This is a genomic window from Paenibacillus sp. FSL F4-0097, assembly GCF_038593125.1.
GTDB classification, from domain to species: Bacteria; Bacillota; Bacilli; order Paenibacillales; family Paenibacillaceae; genus Paenibacillus_AQ; species Paenibacillus_AQ odorifer.
In genome coordinates this window covers 1,074,982-1,101,078 of record NZ_CP151965.1, presented here as the reverse complement: position 1 = coordinate 1,101,078, position 26,097 = coordinate 1,074,982, and the positions used below count along the sequence as shown (strand labels likewise).

The following is a 26,097-nucleotide window of genomic DNA, read 5'->3' as shown; positions in this document are numbered from 1 at the left end:
CGCAGAGCCACTAAGGATCGACCTTTAATTTTCATCAATCAGGAGACATCCGGAAGAAAAAGTGCACTTGCTGGAACTGTCTCTTTAGCTTGACTAGCACTTTCCCACATCAAGCGGACTCTCGCATCGCCTTCATTCTCGTAATACTCCACCTTGATATCGTATAGCCGGCCAGCCTTCAGCGTTATAGTGCCCTTACGCTCAGTACCACTTTGCTTAGTCCAACTATCAATCACGGATTCCCCATTCACCCAGACACGGATACCATCATCTGAGGTAGTGTAAAATGTATATTGCTCATTATATAACGGCTTAATTTTACCGCTCCAACGTATGGAGAAACGATCAATCCCGAGGGAGGCATCCGGCGAGCCTTGCCGCCAATTGAAATCGATTATTGCATCAGTTCTATTAAGAGCTGCTGCTCCCGACAACAACATGTTGTTGTAATACTCTCCTGCAAGCCCCTTCGCGAGAGGAATTGCTGCCTCCCCCTCTTCTTCGGAAGGTGCCGGCGCTGGTGCGGCGCTAGGTGTCGGTGCCAGACCAGTATTTAATTTATCTCTGGTCAGGGTGTAGTTGCTATTCATAAATGTTTTGATTGTGTCTGCACTGTTATTTTCGTAAAGCATTTTTCCCCAGCTCATCATATACGTCCATTTACTTTGCGATTGCTGAAGCTTCTCCAGATTAGGCATTTCACCATTCTCCCCGATCGCAATCGGTTTGCCTGCGGCTAGACTCAACAAGCTGTCATAGTATTTTTGCTGGTAATCATTTTCGTATATATCTGCTGCCAGAATATCTACTTTATCAGCACCTGGATAAGTTAGCGCATAAGGATCTGACCAAACATTGGGAGCATTCGGACTCCATACCCATAACAAATTATTTAATTTATGAACGTTAACAAAACGGTCATACATTATATTCCATAGTTTAGAAAAGTTATTTTTCTTCCCCCACCAGAACCAGTTCCCGTTCATTTCATGATAGGGTCTCCAAAGCACCGGAACATTGGCATCGCGCAAGCTTTTTAAAGAGACTGCCACCTTATCAAGCTCAGCGATCAGATTATTATATTGCTTGGTACCCGGTGTAACGTAACTATCGAACTCACTCTGGCTGAGTGTTTTTTTCACATTATCCCAGTCATAAGAGGTGCCCGGCAGGTTAGCATGAAAAGTCATAGCTACGATCCCGCCCGCTTTATTCCAGTTGATGGCGCTGTTCACCACATTTTGACGTTGCCAAGCCATCGTTGCTTCGGACTGACCACTGATCGCACCCATTTCATAACCGTGAAGAGCCGCATATTGTCCGCTGGTTCCCTTCAGCATATTGTTAATTTCATCTGGACTTTCTAAATAGTCATGTTGACCAGCAATAATGCCTTTTCCTGAGATCGAGTAAAAATAGTTAAGCAGCTTTACGGCTTCAGGTGAGGCACCTGGGGTAACTGGCGTTCCAGAATTTGAAGCAGCTATGACAATAGACGGCGAAATCCCAACAGCAAGCGGAAGTGCAGTCAGAAACAGGACGAGTGACAGAAATGCACCAAACAATCGATACGTACGGTAAGCTTTCAAAATATTCTCCCTTTCGGTAGCCAGGCTGCCACTCTTTCGAAGGCCCTATAGCTTTGCGTCCCTACCTTTCGATAGGTTTGCCTTTTCAATTTAAGAGAAATAATCTCTCTTACCGTAAGTATCGACGACAATTAATGATATATTTAGTGTTTTTATGACTTTTTTTGATAATTGAGTCAATTTACCTGTTTCAAGAAATTTTGAATTGGTTAAATAGATAGGTTAGACCTATGAAATGAATTGTTGTAGTTCTATATCATTCCAGTCTAAAGTAATACGAATGTTATCTTCTTCTACTAATTCAGACCCCGTCTGTACCTCTATAAACTCAACATCCGTCAAAGCAAGGATCGCGTGTTTCGTTCCTTCCGGTATACGTACCACGTCCCCAGCCTTCACATTATGTTTTTTCTCATTCAGCACAATACTTGCTTCGCCGCTGACGATTGTCCAAATTTCACTACGCTTGCGATGTAATTGATAGCTGATATTATTCCCCTCGGATATAAAAATCCGTTTGGTCAGCACTTCATTGCCTTCATCATATTTCACATAATCAATAACTTTGTAATGGCCCCAGCGGCGTTCCTCGTACATCGGTCTCTGTTCAAAGGTCTTCAGCACTTCTTTAATCCGTGGGCTCTCAGCTTTATGGGTAACTAGAATTCCATCCGGGCTAGCCGCAATGATCAGATCCTTCGCACCAATTACCGTAATCGGAATGTCCAGCTCATTAATCAAGCAAGTCCCCTCAGAATCCGCCGTCACAAAACCTTTTCCTACATGCTTGCTGCTCATTTCCTCTGTCAGCGTATTCCACGTTCCAAGATCCTTCCAGAATCCATCATACGGCTGCACCACAATATGTTCTTCTTTCTCCACCACTTCATAATCAAAGCTGATGGAAGACAATAGCTTATACTGCTTCTGCAATTCTTCATATCCTAAAGGCAACCCTTTACGCTGCAAAATATCTAACAAGTACCCTAAACGGAAGGCAAACACTCCGCAATTCCACAATGCATTTTGCTCGATGAGCTGTTCTGCTTGTATGCGGTCTGGTTTCTCTTGAAAGTGACTCACCTTCATAAAACCATTCCCCCCCGCCTCTTCAGTGGTAGGAATAATATATCCGTATTTCTCTGAGGCATGTTCAGGAACAACACCCATTAGTGCCAGATTTGCTCCACTTTCCAGCATGGTCCCCTCAAGCATAGCTATGGTATCGAAAAAGGATGCTTCTACATAAGGGTCAACAGGCAATATTGCTACCGTCTCCGCTGGAGAAACACCTGCCACTGAATAAAGATAGGTAGCTGTTAAGGCGATAGCCGGAAAAGTATCCCGACGCTCCGGTTCAACGATAATCGGCACATGACTTCCCAGTTGGCTTTGTATCATTTCTACTTGGCCGCGGCCGGTGGCTAGATAAGATGATTCTGCCATCCCTGCTTCCTCCAGCTGTCTCCAGACACGTTGTACCATGGATTCTGGTTCACCTTGAGGGCTTTCAAGTACCTTTAGAAATTGCTTTGAACGTGAGTCGTTAGACAACGGCCATAACCGTTTACCTGAACCGCCTGATAGAAGTACCATTTTCATAGAATGAACCCTCCTTGAATGGAATGTATTAAAAGCTATGTCTTTGTTAGGTAGAATCCACTCCAAGGGATTTTGGACTTCCGATCGCTGTTATCCTCAGATTTCCTGATTGGACCGCTTCTCGCGGTAGAAATCCGAGGATAGCATATGCTTTCGAAGCTAGCTTTCCTACGGAAATCTTTCGGGCGAACACTCCGTTTCTACAGTTCCAAATTCCCTTTCCGTTCTTAACCTAACCAACTACTTTTTAACAATGATCCATGCGCACCGGGCTGTACCAGCCGGAAGCGAGCACGTTTTTCTAAAGATTTGCTTCTGCTCCGGGGGAGGCAGCTGCAACTGCAAGAACAACTGCAAGAACAACTGCAACTACAAGAGCAAGACTAGTTGCCACCACAGAGACAGAGACAATGACAACTACAAATGCTACTGCTACTGCGGTATATAATCAGAGTACCTAACTTTATAAATTGCTTAGAACCTTAAAATAAGGGAACGAAGTGGCGGAAGAGAATTTTGGAACTGGAGGAGCAATAGCATCCGCCTTTGTCTGCGGATTTCTACCGCTATCAGCGGTTAAAATCAGGAAATCTGCAGACAACAGCGGCTGGAAGTCCAAACATTCTCTGGAGTCACGGCTCATCCCTAAATAGAAAAATCACAAGTTCAATCAATATAACTTAGATTAAACCGCTCCAGCCACACTAGCAGAATAACCGCTCAATCCGCCCATCTGCGGGCGGCCGACAGAATGATAAACGAGGCCGGTACCCTCGATTTGCTCCTTGGAATACACGTTGCGTCCATCGATCAATACCCCATTACGCATGCTTTTCGCCAGCTGATGCAGATCAATCTCCTTGAGCAGGCTCCAATCGGTCAAGAGGCAGACGGCATCGCTGCCCTCAGCCGCTTCCTCTGGCAGATGGCACCAGCGAAGCTGCGGATGATCGTATTGCTGCCTGAAATTTGTAGCTGCGATTGGATCATATAGTTTGACTGTTGCCCCCTCAGCCACCAGTGCCTCAACAATCTCTCTGGCTGGAGCTTCGCGGACATCATCAGTATTAGGCTTAAAGGCAAGCCCCCATATCCCAATCGTCGAACCGCGCAGGCTGCCAAGTGATTCATGCAGCTTGGAGATGATCATAAAGCGTTGTCCCTTATTCACTTCGACTACAGATTTCAATAATTTGAATTCGTAATCGACGTTGCCCGCAATTTGAATGAGCGCATTAGTGTCTTTCGGGAAACAGGAGCCTCCATAACCGATGCCAGCCTGCAGGAAGGATGACCCGATTCTTTGGTCCATACCCATTCCTTGTGCTACCTCGGTTACATCAGCTCCCACTTTTTCACAAATATTGGCGATCTCATTAATAAAGGAAATCTTCGTGGCCAAAAATGCATTCGAAGCATATTTGATCATTTCAGCACTGCGTATATCTGTTACAAATACATTTTCTGTGAAACCCTTATGAAGCTCGCGCATAGTTGGTTCCAGCTCTGGATTATCAAGACCAATGACAATTCTGTCGGGATGGAGGGTATCGCGAATCGCTGAGCCTTCACGTAAAAACTCAGGTGCAGACACGATATCAAAAGGATGATGGGTATGGCTAGAGATCATTTTGGAGATTTTCTCATTTGTCCCTACTGGAACTGTAGATTTAGTCATTATAATTTTGTGCCCTTCCATCGCTTTAGCGATTTCAGCGGCTGCACCCTCAATATAGGTTAAGTCTGCTTCACCATTAGGCAGTGATGGCGTACCTACAGCAAGGATGATAATATCTGAACGGCGCACCGAATCCTGAAGATCCGCAGAAAAAGATAACCGTTCCTCACGAAGATTCAGTTCAATCAGTTCCTCGATTCCCGGCTCATAGATGGGCGATTCCTTCTGTTTCAGCTTCTTAATCTTTTCCTCGTCCTTATCCACACAGATGACATGATGTCCGCCCAGTGCAAAGCACACGCCAGATACAAGACCCACATACCCAGTACCGATTACTGTCAGCTTCATATAATCATCCTCCTTTTAGAAAATTGACGTACGCCTGCTCAACATACTGCTTGAACTTAACCATAAACGCCTGCTCATCGAATTTACGTGCATGCTCCATAATTTGATCGATATCCCAAGCGTAGGACTCTACCTCATAAATAGCCTTAAGTAGATCCTCCACTTCTTGATGCTGAAAGAACACACCATTTACATAAGGAATAATAGTATCTAGTGCGCCACCTGCTTGATAAGCAATTACCGGTCTTCCTGCAGCGTTCGCTTCCAGCGGTGTAATTCCAAAGTCCTCTTCTCCTGGAAAAATAAATGCTCGACACTGTGCCATCATTCCAGTCACTTGCTCATCTTCTAGCCGGCCCAGAAACGATACATTATCCTTAGCCATGCCTTCGAGGCGCTTGCGATCCGGTCCATCCCCTACGATATAAAGCTTAAGACCGTTACGATTGAAAGCCTCTACCGCCAGATCAATCCGCTTGTAGGAAACAAGCCGGGAGACAATTAAATAATAGTCGCCAATGGTAGAAGAGCTTGTAAACCGGGCTGTATTAATCGGTGGAAATATGACATCTGCATCCCGGTGATAATAATTCTGAATCCTCGTCTTCACTACTGAAGAATTGGCTACGAACTGATTCACATTTTTAGAAGTCCGTTGGTCCCACGTTTTAAGCTGCTGCATGTATACCTTAAGCATTTTCTTGAACAGCCCGGAATTCGACTGACGTTCCATATAGGTGTCATAGTCCCATGCGAAGCGCATAGGCGTATGGCAGTAACAAAGATGAAACGTATGTTTAGGAACCTGAATACTTTTCATAAAAGCACTGCTGGAACTCAGGACGATATCGAAACCGCGAAAGTCCAAATCACGGATGGCCATTGGATAAAGTGGCAGCACCCCTTTAAAATTGGTCTTTACTCCCGGAATCTTTTGCAGCCAGGAGGCACGGATATCCGCATCTTTGAGATTGTCAGTAAGGCGGCTTCCGTTAAAAACCGTTGTGTAGATTGGAGCCTCGGGATACATGTGATGAAAGACTTCCACCACTCTTTCCGCGCCGCCCATTTGGATTAAGTAATCGTGCGCTATCGCAATTTTCATGTGAATCATCCTCAAAGTTTTATGGAGCATCATCTTCAGAATTACCGCGTCATATCATCTGTCAGGTGCCCGCCAACAAACCTTTATAGTAGTCAACGATGTCCTTGACCGTATTCTCGATAACAAAATGCTCTTTCACTCGTTTCATCCCATTGTCCGCCATCCGCCGTCTTTCCTCTGGGTGATCCAGCATCCATTTAATGGAGTCTGCCAGTATAGCCGCGTCACCAGGCTCTATCAGTAATCCTGTCTCACCTTGAACTACAATTTCTACCGGCCCGCCCTCATTGGAGGCGATCACCGGTAATCCCGCTGCCATTCCTTCAACGATAACTTGGCCAAAAGGCTCAGGAGTTACCGAAGTGTGAATCAGTAAATCAGCAGTATTCATAAGGCCTTGAATATCATCCACATGCCCTAGCATGCTTACATTAGTAAGCTCGTCGTTTTTTATCTTTTGCAACAATTCCTGCTTATAAGCCTCTTCTCCAAACAGAGCGTCTCCGGCCAGCCAGAACTTCACACGAGGTTCGTTCTTAAAGCTTTTTGCGGCTTCCAGCACAATATGCTGACCTTTCCAATGCGCCAATCGACCAACTAGCAGTACGTTAAAATCCTTCTGGTCCCGCATGCCGATCCCATTACCAATCGCTTTAGCGAAAGCGGAGTATACGACCAGCGTTTTTTTGGAACGCGGCAGCTCCAAAGCATTCAGCGTAGAATGTGAATTCGCGATGACTCCATTTGGGAGCAGTCGCGACAGCAAACGAATTCCTTTGGCAACGATAGGCTTTAAATAAGGGGCTCCAATATGATCCCGGATATGCCAGATCAATGGAACGCCTGCTATTTTTGCAGCGATGGCTCCGTATAATGCAGATTTCAGGGAATTGGTGTGCACGCAATCTACCTTCTCCGCTTTTAAGAGCGGCGCAAGCTTGCGGCCATAAGCCAACAGCTTGAAGGCTGCAGCAGGTGCTCCCAAGTTGACTGCATTTCTACCACGACTTCTGATGCTCTCATCCAGCGGAATAATACGGACATCCATCCCTTTTTCACGTAGCCGTTCAGCCAGCGCACCATCCTCAGCCAGAATTACCAGTGGATCGATCTGTTCTCCAATATGGGTAAGGATGTTAAACAGGGCAACTTCTCCACCACTCCATTTAGCAGTGTGATCTATATAGGCCACTCTAAGCATTACGTGGTCACCTCCTCTCCTAAGGCTTGTAGGAACACGGATTCTACTTGATCCGTAACATGCTCCCAAGTATATCTCTCTAGTACATGCTCTCTACATTCATCACGGCTCGGAAGCAGCTTTCGATTGCTAAGCATATGGATCATGCCTTCGGCCATGTGGTCGCTACTTGAACTCTTAAATAGCAATTCCGGCCGGAAGCCTTGCAAAATCTCCTTATTGCCGCCAATCGGTGTAGCCATCACTGGCAATCCTGAAGATAAGGCTTCAACGGTAATCAATCCAAAGCCCTCCAATGCCTGTGAGGGAACCACGAACATGTCCGCTGCCTGATAATAAGAGGCTAGTTCATGATCAGGAATGTAGCCTAGCAGCCTTACCTTGTTGCTTAAGCCATAGTCGGCGATCTTTTCTTCCAGTTCCCCCCGCAACGGCCCTTTACCACCAATCAGCAGAATTGCATTTGGGAATCGCTCCGCAACTTGCTTCCAGGCTTCAAGCAGCTGGAGTAGTCCCATCCGATTGACCAAACGCCGGACAGTCAGCACGGTTGTTGCTCCCTCAGGTAAATTCAAGGTCCGGCGAATCGCCAATCGATTCGTAGCGGGGATAAAACGTTCCACATTAGCTGCGCCTGGAATCACAATAATTTTGTGTAGTGGCACTCCGTGCAGCTTATGGAGAATATCGCGGAACGTCTCACTAAGCACGATGAACTTATCCGCTAGCTTATAGGCTCTATGTTCAATGGATTTGGCGATGGTTGTTTTGACCCGGTGCTTAATGCCTTGACCTTCGATTTTCATTTCTTCATTCCATGGGCCATGAAAAGTCATCACTACAGGAATCCCACGTTTCTTTGCTTCCAAGGCTGGACCAATACCATAAGGAGCAAAGTGAGTGTATAAAATATCTATACGGCCACTGCCCTCTCCCATCAGATCGGCCGCCTTACGCTGGAAAGCATCCTTACGTTTCCAGATCCCATCTTTTGGATCTCCGGCATTGTGAATAATCAATTCCTCAGGGGTAGCAGGCGTCTCTTGACTGCAAATCAGCGCATGCACCCGATTACGTGAGGAGAGTTGCTCGCAAACGGATTTGAAATACGTGTTAAGCCCACCCGGCTGTAGCGACGGCCAGCTAAGGCCTGTCGTCATAATGTTCAATCCGTCACTGTACGGCATAGCTTCTCTCTCCTTTATTCTCCTTCTCGGTCTGACTCGTCTTCGCATTGTGCTGAGTCAGCTTTCCTGATCTAATTAATTCGTAATGCTTGAAGCCGACCATGAATTCATACATGACCCAGAATACGGATACACCGAAGCCTGACATTCCCTTCTTGAACAACCCATGTAAGAAATACTTTTGCAGGAAACGGGCTGGTGGTCTTAACAGCAGATGACTGACCCGAAATCGTTTGCCCTTGGCATACGCACTTTCAGCTTCCAAGTCAGTATACTTATTGAAACGTGCCACATGATCGTTAATACTGCGGTAACCATAATGCCAGAGGGTTCCTGTCAAACGTATGGTTCGCTCTTCTGAGACCTCGGGCATCTCGTGCACCAAGCTATTTCGAATTCCATATGCTTTGCGGTTGTATAGGCGCACTAGATATTCGCCACGATCCAGCCATCTGCCCATAAAATCACCGATCCGGTAGATAGAATAGGCAACCGATTGATCCATAAGCCCCGGTTTCAGTTCAAGAATACTTGCGGCCAACTCGTCGCTGACCACTTCGTCAGTATCAATAAGGAAGACCCAATCATGAACCGCGCGTTCTACTCCGAACTCCCTCTGTTTCGCATATCCGGGCCAAGGGTTGACGTATACTCGACAATTCAAGCTTTCAGAAAGCTGTACTGTACCGTCTTTGCTGCCTCCGTCAATCACAACCACCTCGTCGGCGAATAACCTGCAGGATTGTATGGCCTTAGATATTCGAACTTCGTCATCCTGAGCGATGATGACAGCCGATATTGGATAATTGCCTTGGCCGCCTACCACGCTTTTTATTGAATCCATGAAGGTTTCCTCCTTTATCTTTCGCATTATCCATTCATATCCATAGGTTTCTTGCGAATGTAAGAATTCATCGTCGTCTTCATCCACTGAATGTCCTCGCGGGTAATAAGCAGCCGCGGAAGTTTAACTTTTAAGGTGTACTTTATATTGAGAACAATGAAGAAAAATCGCAGGATTGCTGATGACAACATCGCTATCCCTGCTCCGAGTAAGCCAAATTTAGGGATGAGCAGGAACAACATTGGGATAACCAAGAGTAAGCCAAAACCTTGAAGCATCGAAACAATTTTCGGCTTGCCTAGCGCCATAAAGGCCTGCGCCAGAATGATCGTCCCCCCGCTAATAGTCACTTCAAGGAGCAACAAACGAAACACGGTTAATGCCGCATTGAAGTCTTTGCCGTACATCAACGGAATTACTAAAGGGGCTAAGAGCATCAGAACTACTCCGCCAAGCATGGTGAAGGTCGTACTTATTCGAAAGGCTTTGAATGTTAACTCAACTGCCTGTTCTTTTGACAGCTCAGAAGCCTTAGGAAACAAGACGATCGTAATCGAACTTGAGAAAAAATTAACCATCCGCGATAGACTCACAGCCACTACATACAGCCCCAAATCAGCAGGTCTTAACAAACCGGCAATTACAATCTGATCGATATAGGTAGAGAAATTGCCAAGCAAGTCATTGCCGTAGGAACCCAGCCCGTAAGTGAACAATCTTTTTAAATTCTGATAGGCCCCTCTCATCTTCACCTTATAGGTGCGAAGCAAGGAAATCGTCATTCCGATAAACAGCGGCGCCCCCGGAAGGAGATAGGCAACTGCAGTTGTAAAAGGATTCATCTGATCCAGCGCGATCAATATCCCGATCATCGTCAGTGTAAGCAATGGCACTAGATAGCGAATCCAGTTAAATCTCTTGTATTCTCCTCTGAATTGAAAAGCTGCATTGTTAATTTGAGAGATCGCTATAATCGGACACAGAATCATAGACCACTGAGCAAAGGTCACGACCTCCGGACTGAATGACTTCAGCCAATAAGGCAAGACCACGATACCTATAATCATCGCTATGACCCCAAAAATGGTACCAAGCAGCAACGCCATACGATAAAGCACTCCGGCATCCTCCGGGTTTTTCTTAGCGTTATAGATGAGAGCTGAAGGAATGCCAAAGCTCATGCTAAACGCCAGAAACTGTGACCAGTTAATCATCGCCGTCTGTTCCCCACGACCTGTCGGTCCAAGATAACGGGCGGTCAGTACACCAGTTAACATGTTAATCAATAGGATCATGACACTGACAAACATAGTTTTTACGGCTGCCGAGCTGTTGTCCTTGCTCTTGGCGAACAGTCTAAAAGATGACCAGATTGTTCTAGCGGGGAGAGATTTTGCATTCAACTGCTGCATACGGTGTTCCCTTCCTTCTACTTTGAGTAATCTCCCTTGCGCTGAGGCCAAGACCGATCAGCATCCAGATTAAGTATCCCTTGAGTCCGGGAAACCCATTATCTGAAACTAGACTGACAATCGCACCGGTCCAAGTAGCTAACGCAAGTCGGGCGTAGGGCTGCAATTGGTCCCTGCTGATTACTCTAGCGAATATCTGTTTGACAACTGCGCCTAAAGCTCCGAAGAAGAAAACAGCACCCAGAACACCAAAGGTAAGCAGTAAAGCGATAACTCCGTTATCCATAATTCCGTACTCTCCAAGCTCGCCGTCATTACCAAGCTTAGTCCCTTGGCCTACACTACCAATTCCCTGACCTACTGGATTGGCAGCGACCATCGGCAGCATGTTTTGCCATAAGCTTAGCCGTTCATTATAAGAGTGATCTTCCTGAACAGAAGATAGTGTCTCTACCCGAGCAACCAGTCCTTCGGCGCCAGGCAATTTCGGCACAACCCAGAACAACGCAGCAGCCACAAAAACTAATTGGATCAAGGTTTTCCACTTTCCCTTAGAAGGAGAGGTTCCAATGTACATGAGCAGCATCACCAGAAGTATCAGCCATGCCGCACGTACTAAAGTAGTCAGCAGGCAAATTACAACTAGCAGAACGCCGATCCAGCGCAATGTTCCCCGCCATTTTTTCTCCAGTATCATCGGAACTAAAGCAAACGCTAAGAATGTTGCTGCCGGTCCGGGCGAATTCAGCGTAGAGAACACTCGGATTTCCAATGGATATGGATTTCCGATGGACATCATGTCCGCATGTTTCATCCAGAACACATCCCAAGGTGGCACTGTCAAATACTGAACAATCCCATAAATGGCAACTAGGACTGCAATATTGGCAAAAGCAGTAAGCAATCGATCGATATCCTTCGGCTTGAACTTCGTGACGGCAAAGTACGGCAATAACAGCAGTGGCACAATATAATTCGCTAAGTCATAAACTGAGCCCATGCCATTCTTAGCCAAACCGATTAAAGCACCATAACCCAGCGCAACTGCGAACATTAACATGATCCGCGTGGAGGCTTTTTGAATATTATGAATCTCCTTCAGCAGCGGAATGATCAAGGTTACACCGGTTAACAAGGGAGCTAAGCTCAGCAAGGATACAGAGTGATAAACTCCTTCTGACCAGTCAGCAATGCGGCGCAGCTCTGGAGCTACGGCCCAGATTAGCAAGGTATAAGCAACCAGCATTTTCGGTCTAAGTATGGCTAACAAGAAAGCCGGGAATAGGATGGCTGAGAGAATGGCTCCCTGCAGACTGTTCGATGAACTCAGCATCGCACTGGAGAAGCCAATGATCAGCGGAAGAGAGACACCTACAGCAGCAGTCCCCCCTATTAATCCAGCTGTCTTGATGAACCTAAGTGATGGGGGCGTAAATACACTCATTCCAAGCCTCCTTCCTTCACCTTATCCCGCTTACGCAGTTCCTTAAGTAATAAAAGTAGAAATTGTGCATCGTCCACAAGATATCTTTTCCAGAGCCGGCCGGGCTCCTGGCTAAGCCGCCAGAACCATTCGAACCCTGTTTTTTGCATGAAGCTAGGTGCTCGTTTCACTGAGCCTGACAGAAAATCAAAGGTCGCTCCCACTCCGATCGATATCGGAGCTTGATAAGAGGTATAGTGGCGATAAATCCACTTTTCCTGCTTAGGCGCTCCTACACCAACAAATACGATATCTGGCTGGCACTCTGTCAGCATTTCTATAATGCGTTCATTCTCCTCCTCATTGTGCTCGAATCCATAGGATGGAGAATAACAGCCAACCACATTTATTCCGGGATGCGCTGTTTTCAAATTCATTGCTGCCCGTTCCGCCACGCCTTCAGCTGAGCCTAAGAAGAACAGCCGGTACTTCCTTTGCTCAAAGGCGTTGCCCAATCGATTAAATAGATCCGCGCCGGATACCTTCTGCTTAAGCGGTTTACCTAGCATTTTGGATGCCCAGATCAGTGGCATTCCGTCAGCAACAACTGCGCCTGCCTTCGAATATACCGTTTGAAATTCTTTATCCTTACGAAGCTTGATCACATGATCTACATTACAAGTGAGAATATAAGACTGATTCCTCTCCTGAATGGTTTTATCAATGTAATCAAGCAAATCCATGAAATCATAGTTATCAAAATTGACATCGAACATATTCACTTGACTCATCGTATCACTTCTTTTTGTGGGGAATCGGTTGGCTGTGAAGATCGATACAGGCAGTTCAGGTACCAACAGAACGGAATAATAAATTGGACCGTCGACAGCGTGTTATCGGAGAATGAGTAGATTAAAAACGCTGCAATAAATAACAGATAATAAGGTTTGATCGGCGGAGCCAATGCTCTGTACACCAGAATAAATACAGCCAATAAAGAGAACATCAACAGAATAGCGCCAATATATCCCCCATCGAAGTAAAAGCGGATATACTCGTTGTGCGGAACTACAAAACCCTTATACAACGTTCCATCATTTGCTACCGTCACTGCTCCAAGCCCTCTACCAGACCAAGGAGAGTCCGCAGCCTTATTTAAGAAATACTCCCATGCCTCCGACCTTCCTGATAAATCAACAGCCGTATCTGTCTGTCTCTCAAAGGAACGTTTCTCAAAATTATCAAGCTGCCAGAAAACAGCGACCATAATCAGGAAAAATGCACCCATCAACGGAATTAGCAGATAGGTTCTGCCCTTCAAATATTGGCGAAGAATATCATAGAAGTAGTAGAGAACGGTAAGTCCAAGTGCCAAGATAGGCCCTCTTGTTCCTGTTCCAATCAAGATAAAGAAATTCAGAACTAACATGATATAGAAAAAGCGTGCTTGCTGCGGATTCCGCTTCACCTCAATAAATGGAATCGCTACTCCCATAAAGGCCAGCATCGCTAGATGCGCAGGAATATTAGCCCCCTGAATCCGTACAGCGCCTGTATACTCGATGTTGAGAAAATTATGAACATGCGCAAGCTGCAGCAACAAACCAACCACTACACTAACAAGAGGAAGCATACAGATAATTTTGATTTGCAGCTCGGCTACATTCTTTTTCCAGTTAATTAATAAAAATACGAATGGAATGGATAGACCGATAAAAGCTTTAACTGCAATGGATGAGGTCATTTCCGGCAGCCAGATCGAAGATCCAAAGGTAATCACCAGCAGCGCCACCATTGCCCACAAGGGGTGACTCAGACGAAACCGCAAGCCATTGACCAGAATACAAGGAACAAGCAGCATCACGATAACCAATTTATAAAGGGACAGTATCTCCATTCCGAACATGCTGCCATCATATAAAAAGTTAATCGATATTGCCGTTGTGATTAGAACGAAATAACTGATCAGTTCAGGCCGTGAAATCGAGATTCCCAGCAAAATAATCAGAAGCACGGCAGCTATCGCAATCATCGGCTGGTAGATGACCGCCGTTCCAAAGAACAGGGCCGACATGAGATAGAGCATCCCGTATGGCAAAACATTTAATTTGGAGCCCCACTCAAAATTTGTCATGTTAATCCCTCACCCCGCTGCGGAATGCCTCTCCCGATTGAGAATCATATGAAGCGTTCCACGAATACTCTCCAGCCTGCATTTGTTCAAAAGCCTTCTTCCTTTGCTTCTTGAGAGGATAGAATCAGCCAGGATATACACGAGCTTAGCGGCTGTCTTTCCCACTAGAAGCAGCTTGCCTTTTAGTCCTTCGCTTTTCATAGCGTTAGAGATACCTTGGCTATAATAGCGCCTCATAATCCAGTCTTCCGTCAAGCGGGCCGCCGGCACGAAATGGTCAACCGCCATTTCCGGATGGTAGAGGATGGAATGCCCTTCTTTTTGAATCTGTCCGAATAACCAGGTCTCTTCACCGGAGAGCAGAGAATCACCCTTTCTTCCGAGATCCAGGGGAAAAAGACTGATGTCGAATACGAGCTTCCGCATCGCCATATTGGCCCCACAAGGATGAAGTTGCTTGGGATATTCCTTAATCCGGCTACCTAAATCAACAATCGTGTACGGAAGCTCAAAGGGTTTAATCAACCAGTCCGGACGTTTACTTTCAAATATCGGAGCGATTTTGCCTCCCATAGCCATGACCTCCGGTTTACTCTCGAAAGTACTGACAATCGTTGTTATCCAACGCTGGCAAGGTATCGCATCATCATCGAGAAAGGCAATCAGCGGCGATTTGGAAGCCAGAATTCCTGTATTTCTAGCCGCTGAAAGCCCCTGCATCGGCTCCATCATGTAGCGGATATCCACATCAGCTCCATGCTTTCCTATAAACTTTTTGACGCAAGCTTCAGTATCATCCTTGGAACAGTTATCCACAACAATGATCTCCGCCTGCTCTAAGTGATCCAGCTTTAAAAGTGACTGAAGCGTCTTGATCAATAAAGGTGCTCTGTTGTAGGTACAGATGATAATGGAAAGCTTAGGAACGTCTCCGTATTCACGCATCGGCATTCACCTAATTTCCACATTATTAATAAGCATCTTTTGAACCGAGTAACATCAGTCCGGTTTTAGCAATGATTTTTAGATCCAGCATGGTGCTCCGAATATGGATGTAGGTTAAGTCCAGCTGTACCATTTCGTCGAAGCCGACACTGTTTCGGGCATTCACTTGCCAATATCCGGTACAGCCTGGTGTAACCGTCAAACGCTGTTTGTCATATTCCGTATACTGAGCCACCTCTTCTGGCAGCGGAGGACGAGGACCAACCAAACTCATTTGACCTATCAGCACATTCCACAGCTGAGGTAGCTCATCGATGCTCGTCTTGCGCAGGAATCTCCCTATCTGTGTGATCCGCGGATCGTTCTTAATCTTGAACATGGCACCGCTCACTTCGTTATAGGCCATCAGGTTTTCTTTTAACTCCTCAGCGTTACTAACCATGGATCTGAACTTATACATCGGGAATTGCTTTTCATTCTTCCCAACCCGGTTTTGCCGAAAGAACACCTTTCCTTTCGGATCCTCCAGCTTGATCAGAATCGCCACGACAACAAATAATGGCATTAACACGAGAAGACCAAGAGCGGAAAAAAAGATATCGATCATCCGTTTCATTATCAAATAGGACTCTGCTTCTTTCCTTCTCTCATCGGTATGCAGCATGTAAATTTTCGGCAGGACCGCCTCGTAGTCTTCCGGCAGTTTTTGCATGCTCATCCTCCTCATCTAAAATTTTGCGAACTCAACTTAACTACTCAAGCTGGTTTGTCCCATTTTATTCAGCCATTCCGACATTGCATCCATCACCGGATAGCGCAAATCTTCGCTTTGCAGTGCAAATTCAAGTGTTGTCAAAATATATCCAAGCCGCTCGCCGACATCATATCTTGTTCCGTCAAAATTATAGGCATATACCCGTTCACTCTGATTCAGCTTCTGAATGGCATCTGTCAACTGGATCTCTCCGCCGGCGCCTTCTTCCATCAAATCGAGATACTTAAAGATCTTCGGAGTAAACACATAACGACCCATGATCGCCAGATTGGAAGGTGCCGTACCTAGTGGCGGCTTCTCTACAAAATTGTTAACCCGATACAATTTACCGTCCTGCAAATCCGGTTCAATAATACCGTAGCGATTCGTGAATTCATCAGGAATTTCTTGAACTCCGATAACCGAGTTTTGTGTTTCTTCATATTGATCAATCAGCTGCTTAAGGCAAGGTACGGCTCCTGTGACGATATCATCGCCTAACATGACACCGAATGGCTCGTCTCCGATAAACCGTCTTGCACACCATACCGCATGCCCCAGACCCTTTGGTTCCTTCTGGCGGATATAGTGAATTTCTACCTTGGCTGAACGCTGAACCTCTTTAAGCAGATCCAGCTTTCCATCTTCCAGAAGCCTAGACTCCAGCTCAAACGCATTGTCAAAATGATCTTCAATGGCTCTTTTACCTTTACCAGTAACAATGATGATATCTTCAATACCGGAAGCAATAGCTTCCTCAACAATGTATTGAATGGTTGGTTTATTGATAATCGGAAGCATTTCTTTAGGCATGGCTTTCGTTGCAGGAAGAAAGCGCGTACCTAGTCCTGCCGCGGGTATGATTACTTTTTTCACCTTTTTCATCGCACTTTACCTCCTAAAAGTTTTGTGAGCATTAGCTTCAAAGATTTCACTTCGTACAAAACTCACTTCGAAAGCATAAACTTAAGTTTTGTGAGCATTAGCTTCAATGATTTCACTTCGTGCAAAAAACACTTCGAAAGCATAAACATTTACTTCGCCTGGTTCATGGCAATTCCGATTAGATTAGAGCCGGTCTGTTCAAGCAGCGTCTTCGCTTTGCGAATCGATTCCCGTTTGGACTTTCCATATCTGGCCACCAGAATCACGCCGTCCGCTTGAGGTGCCAATATACGAGCATCACTGAAATCGACTGCCGAAGGAGAATCCAGCAGGATCAGATCGTAGTTTTCTTTTAGTTCCTCAAGCAAAGCGGTCATTTTGGGGTTGCCTAGCAAATCCGGCGGACTAACATGAGTTTTTCCCGCCGGGATGACTGAAAGATTGGCTAAGTTTCCGAGGACAGCGATGTTATCTGCTTCCTCTTGCCCACTTAAATAAGCCACAAGCCCGTCACTCCCCTCTACTTCAAACACGGTATGAAGACCGGGATGTCTCAGATTGCAGTCAACCACCGCTACCTTCTTGCCATCCTGGACGAAAGAGACCGCGAGATTCGACAATATTGTCGTCTTGCCTGCTCCAGCTTCTGCTGACGTAAAGAGCAGCACTTTTCCTCCGCCGCCCTGTGCTAGTCCAAGCTGACGTATATATGTGCGCAGTGATCGGAACGATTCGGAGATATGCGAGGATGGATTAACGTCTGTAACCAGACTCTTATTTAGCCGCAACATAAGCACCCTCCTTCACTCTGGTGTTGCCTGCCGCCTTACCTAAATCACGTTTACGAATGGTTGCGATCGAAGCAATTACCGGAAGACCAAGGTCATATTCCGCTTCCTTTTCAGACCTTAATGTGCCGTTAAGTGTTTCCATCAGCAAAATAATTCCTAGGGCAGCCATAAGTGATACAACAAAGCTGATGATGAGATTCATCGCAAACCCGCCGTTCGAGGGCCCTGGAACATCAGTCGGATCGGCCGGTGTCAGCAAGGTAACATTGTCTACCCTCATCAGCGATGGCAATTCACGAATGAATGTCTGCGATACCGCATTTACGATCCCGGCAGCTTTAGTGTAGCTTTCATCCTGAACATTGAGGTTGATCACCTGACTCTTCTCTGAAGTTTTAATCTCAAGCTTCTGGCTTAGTTCATCGGCCGTGAGACCAAACTCCGGGTGATTTTCTATTACGCTTTTCATGATGGTCGGTGATTTCATAATTTCCTTGTAACTCTCAATTAAATTCAGGCTAAAGCTCAAATCGTTAAGATTGTTGCTCTCGGGAGCTTTGGCAATGTTGTTGACAAGCAGCTGTCCGGAAGCGGAATAGACGGGTTCAACGAAGTTTTTGCTAACATAGTAAGTCGTAGCACAGGAGATCAAAACGAACACCATGATGAGCCAAAACCTTTTTTTAATCAGGTTAATGTAATCCAGAATCGTCTTTTCCACAGTAACCCTCCTTCCGCTAAAATTACATTCTGAAAGCATTCATGAAAGTTTCAGTTGTTGCTTTAATTCTATCAATCCACACCATTCGCCACATGGCTCATACCATCACTTTCCTCTTCACTTTGGAGTAAGACGTTATACCTCTTAAGAGGGGGATTAGGTATACTTTAGTGCCATATCGAGGGCAAATTTAGGTTTTAACGCACAAAAAAACACGGACAACCTGTCCGTGTTCATGTACTATGCTTACGAATTATTTCAATTTTCACTCGTAAGACATTTCATATTTGGTTAATCCGACAGCATTTGCATAAAGCGCTGCCTGAGTACGATCAGCCACCTGTAATTTAGCTAAAATCTGACTGACATGCTCCTTCACCGTAAATTCACTAATGAAAAGACGTGAAGCAATTTCTCTGTTGCAGGCGCCCTGTCCCAGCTCGATCAGGACTTCCTTTTCTTTGGGTGTTAATTCATCCGTTGGGCTGCTTCCACTCATGCGCATTTTATCTTCCATCAGACCAGGATCATAATACTTTCTTCCCTTGTGCACCAATTGGATAGCAAACAGTAACTCCTCGGGCAACGCCTCTTTCAGTACATATCCATCTACCAGTACTTCTTCAGCCTTCAGGAAATCCTCTCTGCTCGCAGATGACGTCAACAGAATGAACTTACTAACGATACCACGAGCACGCGCTGTCTTGATGACATCCAATCCCGATTCATCTGCTAGCTTAAGATCAATCAATACGAGATCAGGCTGCGTCTCCTCAATCACAAGAAGCGCTTCTTGGCCATTCGTCGCCTCACCCGCAAACTGCACATTCGGTTGCATCGAAATGACAGATGCCAGTCCTCTTCTAACTAAAGGATGATCATCAACAATGACGATTTTCACAGAAACGACCTCCCGCCTAAAGTTTATGCATTCTTTAATTCAGCTACACCGACAGGAATCGAAATCATAATTCTTGTTCCTGTGCTCTCATTACTGGACAACTGAAAGTCGCCACCGAGCGACTGGGTCAAATATTGCATATTCTTCATGCCAAGTCCGCTTACACTATCTTCAGATTCAATCCATAACAAATCAGTATCAAAACCAACACCATTATCACAAATCAATAATCGAATCCAAGTCGGCTTCAGAGACAGTTCTACATCCACTCGACTGGCAGCACCATGCCTGATGGCATTACCCGTGGCTTCGGAGATAATCCGAAAAAGCGCCTTGTGGTAAGGATAAGGGAGACTGAAATCATCGCCCGTTATTTTTAAATCAATATCAACATCATTTAATCTGGATAAGCTCTTCAAATGTGATCTTACCATGCCCAACCAAGTAGGACCGCCACTCTTCTTGGAGCTAAGACTGTAGATCGTGATCCGCAGTTCTTTGGCAACCTTTGTTGCAGAGTCATGAATAAGCTCAATTTGTTCTTCTAGCTCATGATCAGACATTCTCTTCCACGATTCCTTCAGCGAATGCGTCGCATACACAATACCAAAAAGGCTCTGCGACACACTGTCGTGCATTTCATCCGCAATCCGGTTCTGTTCGTTCGTGATGATCAACCGGTTCTCGATCACACCAAGCTCATGTCTTTCAAGAATATTCGCACTTAGCTCAGATAAGAATATCAATTGTTGAATATACCATCTGCGGCCTTCCAGCCCCTCTGTAGACTCCAGCTTGAGTCCAATCATCCCTACAAAACGGGTGCTCATCCGTACAGGCATCAGCAGGAAATCGCCTAATCCCGGCAGATTTCTAAAAATAGGCTCTCGCTGCAATCTCCATTCATGCTCATGTTTTCCCAGTTCTGAGAATAGGAACTGTTCCTCTTCCTGCTGCCAGCCGGTCTGCCTGCTCTGCGGAGCTGGTTCTCCGCTTTTCTTGGCGAACCAAAACAAAGCCTTATCTAGCTTCGTTAGCTTAACAACATAATCGGTGATCACTTGACCGATATTCATGAAATCATGTTGGCTTGAGGTTTCCACGATATGGTACAGGGATTTGATATGCTCCATCGTCTCTTTCGTGCGAGCATTCGATTCTTCACGTTGCCGCTTCATCCGATTAACGATCTGCATTATTATAACCGTAAGTACCAGTGTTAGAAACAGATTCCCATTTATAAATACAATTTCTAAAAAATTTCTGTTCGCAGAATTGATAAAAAAATAACAGAGCACCGCAAAAATACTGATATAGCTTAAGAGCAACGACCATCCAAAATAAATGGACAATGAGCCTGCAGCAATCAATACAGGATTAAGCACATAGAGCCTAAAAGAGCTTTCGTACCCACCCGTAAACAAGGTCAATGCGATAATTCCCACCATCTCTATACTAACAGCCAGGACGAGAGTCTTTGGCCTGCTGCGTAGCCTTCGATAACAAAATGAGAACGTTTGTGCAAACACAACAAGTATAGCAATAATAAGTGATTTATAAATTATGGAAGGTCCCGTCTTATCTAGAAGATACATGAGTGATGTGAGGGACAATGAAAAATACCTGTAATACGCAATCAGTTTGTCTTCTGCAGTTGGTTTGATTTTCATCCCACCACCCTATTCTCCAGTTTTTTTGGAAAATGCGAGATTGTACTGTGCTCGATAAAAGCATCATACATGAGAAAAATCACAATAACAAGTTGACATTTCCCATGTTTGCGCTTCCATTTGAAAAATAGTTACAAAAAATTTATTATTTTTTTAGTAGGTTTTATCACTAAAATTTGGAATTTTATCCACTATAGTTAATAAGAACTAACACATTTATGTAATATTAATCCATATTTTTCAACATATCTTATAAAACGACAACAATTATACAAATTATAACAATTACTGTTGGGACTCTAGTAGGAGGATGTCGATTTAAATGTTATTCCGGCAAAGCTGGGGTGCGATTCCCATATATTTTTTAAATAAACGAGAAAAATAGAACGGATCATTATAATGAAGCATACTAGAAATTTCCTTAATTTGTAATGAGGTGTTAAAAAGCAACTTTTTGGCTTCCGCCATTTTTAGACGGTGAATATATTCATGAAGCGGGTATCCACTGCTGCGTCGAACAAGACGACGAAGTGTAGACATCGAAACATGATGTTTTGCCGCTATTTGTTCTAGGTCCATTTCACCATAAATGCATAAGTTCAGGTCTTCCCGAATCTGACGCATATAATCAGCCTGAGAATTCCAACTTTTTTCTTCTATTATAAAAGAACACTCCAGCAGCATTCTTTCGAGCAATAATGCTGCCCGATCCGCATCCACAGGTTCTCCGCTCTCCATCCGTTCCAGCACTTCTTCAAATAAGGTAGTAAGACCTACTATAGATTGGGCTTGAAAAACATTTCCCCCGGCTATGAGGCCCGATTCCAGCCATTCGGATACACGCGTGCCATTAAAGTTAATATAATACTCATCCCAGCTGCCTCCCGGTGGTGGACCAAAGTTATAACTGTAACCTGGGCGAAAAAAGTATAAGCTGCCTTCACGCACCTGCTGCTCTTTTCCCCCAATCTCCATGTAGGAGCCACTACCTGACACTATGTAAACAATGGCCCAGTGCTCAAAAACTACACCTGAACGGAATAACGTTCTTCCTGGCAGATGACCTGCCTGTCCCACCCTTATATTCTTGAGCTTCAGCTTGGAGGATTCAACCTTCGGATCAATAATTCTTATTGGATATGGACTGATCATATAATCCATGTGCTTGGACATTATAGGCATTCCTCCCCTTGTTTAGTAGTGATAAGGTTATTGTGAAGATGATCATATTCTACATGAATAAGAGGTGTCCACGCTATGCTTAATCATTCTACACTACTGCTTTTCCCTAATCCGCGTGAAATCACATTGTCACAAGGCTCCTTCCATTTCCCAACAAGCGGAAGCATCGTGCTTCCTAATATGGAAGAACAATCTGCCATGCCAGCTGCACGAAAACTACAGGAAGTGATTGCACAAGCATTGAATCTGCAGCTGACTTTATCCATTGGCTTACGTCCAACCGTTGTATCTGTCTGTAACTTTAACTATGTGCCATTATTGTCTGCACAGGCATATGAGATTGTTGTCGATCAGAAGGGTATCGTTGTCTCCTATAGCTCTCCTGTAGGCGCCTTCTACGCAGCAGCAACCCTGAAACAAATCATAGAACAAAGTGGCAAATCTATACCTCAGCTGCATATTCGCGATGAACCTGATTTTGGAGCCAGAGGCCTGCTCATAGATATCAGCCGCAATAAAATCCCGAAGCAAGAAACCTTGTACCGGATCATTGACCTTATGGCTGATTTGAAGATGAATGAACTTCAGCTATATATAGAAGGTGCTCCGTTCGCTTATGAATCCTTCCCTCAAGTCTGGGAGCTTGAAACCCCAATTACCGGAGAGGAAATCCTGCTTCTGGATGCCTATTGCAAAGCACGTTATATAGAGCTTGTTCCCAATCAGAACAGCTTTGGGCATATGGAGGGCTGGCTCTCTCGTCCAGAATTCAACGCTTTAGCTGAAATTCCCGAAGGCTTTATGCTTCCGAAGAATTTGTATGCGCAGGACGTTTATCCAGAAGGCTTATTTATGCACCCTGGTACTTTTGATACCGAAGATCCTGCTGTACTACCTCTGCTAGACAAAATGTTTGACGATCTGCTACCTTACTTTAGCTCCAATCAGTTTAATGTAGGCTGCGATGAGACCTATGAACTCGGTCTTGGTAAAAATAAAGCTCTGGCAGAAACTCAAGGCAAAGGTCAACTCTATTTATCATTCCTGCAAAAGATTTATGAGTTGGTTACAAAACGTGGCAAAACGATGCAATTCTGGGGCGATATCATTATCCAGCATCCCGAACTGATTCCTCAGCTTCCTAAGGATATTATTGCTATGGAATGGGGTTATAGCGCTGAGCATCCCTTCGAGTCCGATACGCTCAAATTCCGTGAAGCAGGTATTCCTTTTTATGTCTGCCCAGGCACCAGCTCATGGAACTCCATTACAGGACGCACAGACAATATGTTAGCCAATCTGCGCAGTGCAGCTATTCATGGCAAAAACAACGGCGCTATCGGTTATCTCATTACGGATTGGGGAGATTTTGGACACTGGCAGCATCTGCCGGTCAGCTATGCCGGCTTCGCCTACGGCGCAGCCCTATCCTGGAGTGTAGATCATAATCTGGAAGCAGATACTGCACAGTATTTAAATAGATTTATTTTTGCAGATCGTTCTGAGGGAATTGGCCAGCTGCTCCTGGATCTCGGCAATTACTATCAGCTTGAATCCAGTATCAACCGTTCAAATGATGCAGAAATGTCCCTGCTGCTGCGTACCCATCTGGACAATTTCCTAATCATAGAGAAGCTTACTGAGGAACACTTCAATCATCTCGAAGAATATCTGCTCTCCATTGAGGCGCGGCTATCGGGGTTAGATCTTCAATGTGAAGATGCTGCTCTTGTGCTGAAAGAACTGAGTAATGGCATCCATTTTGTGAAGCATGCTGTGCAGCTGGGCAGAATAAAGCTACAGTTGACATCAGCACCAGATTCGCTTGACCCTGCGCTGATTACGAAGCAAATCAATGACCTTGATGTACTCCTTCACCAATATCGTCTCTTGTGGACGGAACGCAACCGGCTCGGCGGCTTGGAGCAAAGTATCTCGAAACTTCAACGCCTGCGTAGTCAATATGAAGCATTGAAATCAGAACTCTCCGCATCCGTAAGTTCCTAATCCCTCTTATTAATATTCACTATATAGCTGCTGTTGGGTAATCGAACGTTGAACTAACGCTTTCGGTTCGCCCAACGCAGCTCTTCATATTGATTCTCAAGCATCTCCCGCTCACGTTGCTCGTGTTGTTCCCTGCCAATTCCCTCCTGCTGGCTTTCCTCATCCTCATAGATTCGCCATAGGTCAGAGAACAGATAGTCTTTGATTTCTACCACTTTTCCCTTCAAGATTCCGTTTATCCAAAAAAGTCCCGTGGAAGTACGCATAACCATGCGGCCATCCGGTGTTTCCGCCTTTTGACCCATTCGAATAGCCATAAGCATCTGGCCGAAAGTATACCATTCCATATCTGCTAATACCTCCTAAATTTTAGTTGTAATGGAATAAAGAGAAAGCTATAATCAGGGCAAAAGAACCATTTTCGTAAAAATTTTATAGGAGGGTTGTTATGGATTGGCTAAATGACTACGAAGATGAACTGCGCTTGGTATTCCAAGAAAGCAGACGGATTATTTCTGAATTTCCAGAACCTCTAAATCAACAAGGCATGTCCTATCTTGAGCATTTTAACGTATTTAACGCTGAAAGCCACAAAAACTACATATGTTATCTTTTGCCCTTTTGGCTGCAAAAGGGATGCGGAATCTCTGCAGAGGTTACTCGCCAGATGTCGATGGGCAACGTCTTTTTTATGTTGTATTTCTTCATACAGGATGACCTGATGGACAGCCAAGAATCCTCTGCATACGAAAAATTGCCCTTGGCGAATTTGCTTTATGTGGAATTTTTAAATATCTACCGGATACTATTTCCGGAGCCATCCGCTTTCTGGATCTTATTTAATCGTTATATCATGGAGTGGGCAGATAGTGTTAGCAACGAAAATACCAGTGACTATTTTCTTAATGATCGGGTCAAAATTTCCTATAAAGCCAGTCCGCTCAAGCTATCCAGCACCGCTGCCCTTCTGATGTCTGGAAAGAGTGATTTAGTGCCGCAAGCTGAAGAACTTATCCATTCGGTTTTGCTTACACTGCAAATGCTGGATGACTATGAGGACTGGAAAGAAGATTTATCCGCGGGCAACTATAATTGTCTTCTCTCCCTAACTCGCAAACATCTGCCTAACAGCAGTGCAGCTAAACTCACTTCGCAAGAGGTCGAATTTTATCTATTCACTGCAAATGGTCTACATACCTATACGGAATTAGCACACGACACACATAACAAAGTTACAGCTTCCGACCTTAATGCCCCTCATCTTATCGCGTTCCATTCCATGCTAGTAAGTAACTTACAGCAGATCTCTGATTCCATCGAAGCGGACAAGCAGCTCTTGCTAAACGGAGGATTATATCATTGGTTGTCAAAAAATGTCCATTAATTCTATTATTTTGTAATAAAAAGAATAGTATTAGTAGTTTTGCTATGTTATATTATTAAAGGTAAATATATACAATTTGGGAAGGGTGATTATTATGTCAGAAGCAATTCTTAGAAATCAAGTCATTCAAAAGGCATGGGAAGATCCAAGTTTCAAGAAAAGACTACTCTCAGACCCAAAAGCGGCTCTCCAAGAAGCATTAGGCGTAATCATTCCCGACAGCGTTACCTTGAAAGCCGTTGAAGAAGGTTCCAACGAATTCTATCTTGTAATTCCACCAAGTCCTACATCCGATGTATTGAAGGCAACCGCAGCACCACGCGGTTCGTGGTAA

General features: G+C 44.9%; 23 protein-coding genes and 1 riboswitch. Of the genes, 3 read left to right on the top strand and 20 right to left on the bottom strand.

Annotated elements, in window-relative coordinates; translation table 11 throughout:
• Positions 1 to 38 precede the first annotated feature (38 nt).
• The 19 genes from MHH86_RS04730 to MHH86_RS04640 form a co-directional block, all read right to left on the bottom strand.
• Entirely contained in the window at positions 39 to 1,589 is a 1,551-nt protein-coding gene (locus tag MHH86_RS04730; protein ID WP_051490925.1) for a glycosyl hydrolase, read from the bottom strand.
• A 12-nt stretch (positions 1,590 to 1,601) separates the two neighbouring features.
• A riboswitch (cyclic di-GMP riboswitch) is annotated at positions 1,602 to 1,681 on the bottom strand.
• 136 nt (positions 1,682 to 1,817) lie between these two features.
• Positions 1,818 to 3,191 carry a sugar phosphate nucleotidyltransferase gene (locus MHH86_RS04725; protein WP_036676586.1) on the bottom strand — a complete coding sequence of 458 codons (1,374 nt, stop codon included), beginning with the start codon at positions 3,189 to 3,191 and terminating at the stop codon, positions 1,818 to 1,820.
• Between the two features lie 685 nt (positions 3,192 to 3,876).
• Entirely contained in the window at positions 3,877 to 5,217 is a 1,341-nt protein-coding gene (locus tag MHH86_RS04720) for a UDP-glucose/GDP-mannose dehydrogenase family protein (protein ID WP_036676589.1), read from the bottom strand.
• 4 nt (positions 5,218 to 5,221) lie between these two features.
• Positions 5,222 to 6,322, bottom strand: a complete 1,101-nt coding sequence (locus MHH86_RS04715; RefSeq protein WP_036676592.1) for a glycosyltransferase — start codon at positions 6,320 to 6,322, stop codon at positions 5,222 to 5,224.
• A gap of 61 nt (positions 6,323 to 6,383) precedes the next feature.
• The gene (locus MHH86_RS04710) at positions 6,384 to 7,523 is read right to left on the bottom strand and encodes a glycosyltransferase family 4 protein (protein WP_036676593.1); all 1,140 of its coding nucleotides are present in this window, start codon (positions 7,521 to 7,523) and stop codon (positions 6,384 to 6,386) included.
• A complete protein-coding gene (locus tag MHH86_RS04705) occupies positions 7,523 to 8,710 on the bottom strand; it encodes a glycosyltransferase family 4 protein (RefSeq protein ID WP_036676596.1) in 1,188 nt (395 codons plus the stop codon). Before MHH86_RS04705 ends, MHH86_RS04710 begins: the two co-directional genes overlap by 1 nt.
• Positions 8,697 to 9,554: a glycosyltransferase family 2 protein gene (locus tag MHH86_RS04700; protein WP_036676598.1), complete on the bottom strand. Its 858-nt coding sequence runs from the start codon at positions 9,552 to 9,554 to the stop codon at positions 8,697 to 8,699. Before MHH86_RS04700 ends, MHH86_RS04705 begins: the two co-directional genes overlap by 14 nt.
• 26 nt (positions 9,555 to 9,580) lie before the next feature.
• Positions 9,581 to 10,966, bottom strand: a complete 1,386-nt coding sequence (locus tag MHH86_RS04695) for an oligosaccharide flippase family protein (RefSeq protein WP_036676601.1) — start codon at positions 10,964 to 10,966, stop codon at positions 9,581 to 9,583.
• Positions 10,932 to 12,410, bottom strand: coding sequence for an O-antigen ligase family protein (locus tag MHH86_RS04690; RefSeq protein ID WP_036676604.1), 1,479 nt, complete (start codon positions 12,408 to 12,410; stop codon positions 10,932 to 10,934). The genes MHH86_RS04695 and MHH86_RS04690 overlap by 35 nt, the downstream gene beginning before the upstream one ends.
• Positions 12,407 to 13,180 (bottom strand): WecB/TagA/CpsF family glycosyltransferase, encoded by a 774-nt coding sequence (locus MHH86_RS04685; RefSeq protein WP_036676606.1) that lies wholly within the window; start codon positions 13,178 to 13,180, stop codon positions 12,407 to 12,409. The genes MHH86_RS04690 and MHH86_RS04685 overlap by 4 nt, the downstream gene beginning before the upstream one ends.
• Positions 13,177 to 14,523, bottom strand: a complete 1,347-nt coding sequence (locus MHH86_RS04680; protein WP_036676609.1) for an O-antigen ligase family protein — start codon at positions 14,521 to 14,523, stop codon at positions 13,177 to 13,179. The genes MHH86_RS04685 and MHH86_RS04680 overlap by 4 nt, the downstream gene beginning before the upstream one ends.
• Before the next feature lie 9 nt (positions 14,524 to 14,532).
• Positions 14,533 to 15,468 (bottom strand): glycosyltransferase, encoded by a 936-nt coding sequence (locus MHH86_RS04675; RefSeq protein WP_036676610.1) that lies wholly within the window; start codon positions 15,466 to 15,468, stop codon positions 14,533 to 14,535.
• Positions 15,469 to 15,493: 25 nt separating this feature from the next.
• On the bottom strand, positions 15,494 to 16,186 hold the full coding sequence (locus tag MHH86_RS04670) for a sugar transferase (RefSeq protein ID WP_036676612.1): 693 nt from the start codon (positions 16,184 to 16,186) through the stop codon (positions 15,494 to 15,496).
• A gap of 30 nt (positions 16,187 to 16,216) precedes the next feature.
• A complete protein-coding gene (gene galU, locus MHH86_RS04665) occupies positions 16,217 to 17,107 on the bottom strand; it encodes a UTP--glucose-1-phosphate uridylyltransferase GalU (RefSeq protein ID WP_036676615.1) in 891 nt (296 codons plus the stop codon).
• A gap of 149 nt (positions 17,108 to 17,256) precedes the next feature.
• The gene (locus tag MHH86_RS04660; protein ID WP_076141773.1) at positions 17,257 to 17,898 is read right to left on the bottom strand and encodes a CpsD/CapB family tyrosine-protein kinase; all 642 of its coding nucleotides are present in this window, start codon (positions 17,896 to 17,898) and stop codon (positions 17,257 to 17,259) included.
• Positions 17,882 to 18,619, bottom strand: coding sequence for a Wzz/FepE/Etk N-terminal domain-containing protein (locus MHH86_RS04655; RefSeq protein WP_036676620.1), 738 nt, complete (start codon positions 18,617 to 18,619; stop codon positions 17,882 to 17,884). Before MHH86_RS04655 ends, MHH86_RS04660 begins: the two co-directional genes overlap by 17 nt.
• 265 nt (positions 18,620 to 18,884) lie before the next feature.
• Entirely contained in the window at positions 18,885 to 19,520 is a 636-nt protein-coding gene (locus MHH86_RS04650; protein ID WP_342479649.1) for a response regulator transcription factor, read from the bottom strand.
• A gap of 23 nt (positions 19,521 to 19,543) precedes the next feature.
• The gene (locus MHH86_RS04645; RefSeq protein ID WP_036676625.1) at positions 19,544 to 21,190 is read right to left on the bottom strand and encodes an ATP-binding protein; all 1,647 of its coding nucleotides are present in this window, start codon (positions 21,188 to 21,190) and stop codon (positions 19,544 to 19,546) included.
• Positions 21,191 to 21,508: 318 nt separating this feature from the next.
• Entirely contained in the window at positions 21,509 to 22,363 is an 855-nt protein-coding gene (locus MHH86_RS04640) for a helix-turn-helix domain-containing protein (RefSeq protein ID WP_038568894.1), read from the bottom strand.
• An 84-nt stretch (positions 22,364 to 22,447) separates the two neighbouring features.
• Between MHH86_RS04640 and MHH86_RS04635 the strand changes: the two genes are divergently transcribed.
• Entirely contained in the window at positions 22,448 to 24,379 is a 1,932-nt protein-coding gene (locus MHH86_RS04635) for a glycoside hydrolase family 20 zincin-like fold domain-containing protein (RefSeq protein ID WP_036676630.1), read from the top strand.
• A gap of 53 nt (positions 24,380 to 24,432) precedes the next feature.
• Here MHH86_RS04635 and MHH86_RS04630 read toward each other — a convergent pair whose 3' ends face one another.
• Positions 24,433 to 24,726, bottom strand: a complete 294-nt coding sequence (locus tag MHH86_RS04630; RefSeq protein WP_036676631.1) for a hypothetical protein — start codon at positions 24,724 to 24,726, stop codon at positions 24,433 to 24,435.
• 101 nt (positions 24,727 to 24,827) lie between these two features.
• Here MHH86_RS04630 and MHH86_RS04625 point away from each other — a divergent pair, with 101 nt between their 5' ends.
• Both MHH86_RS04625 and MHH86_RS04620 read left to right on the top strand, forming a co-directional pair.
• The gene (locus MHH86_RS04625; protein ID WP_036676632.1) at positions 24,828 to 25,763 is read left to right on the top strand and encodes a hypothetical protein; all 936 of its coding nucleotides are present in this window, start codon (positions 24,828 to 24,830) and stop codon (positions 25,761 to 25,763) included.
• A gap of 94 nt (positions 25,764 to 25,857) precedes the next feature.
• Complete coding sequence (locus MHH86_RS04620) at positions 25,858 to 26,097, top strand: NHLP leader peptide family RiPP precursor (RefSeq protein WP_170914256.1); 240 nt, start codon at positions 25,858 to 25,860, stop codon at positions 26,095 to 26,097.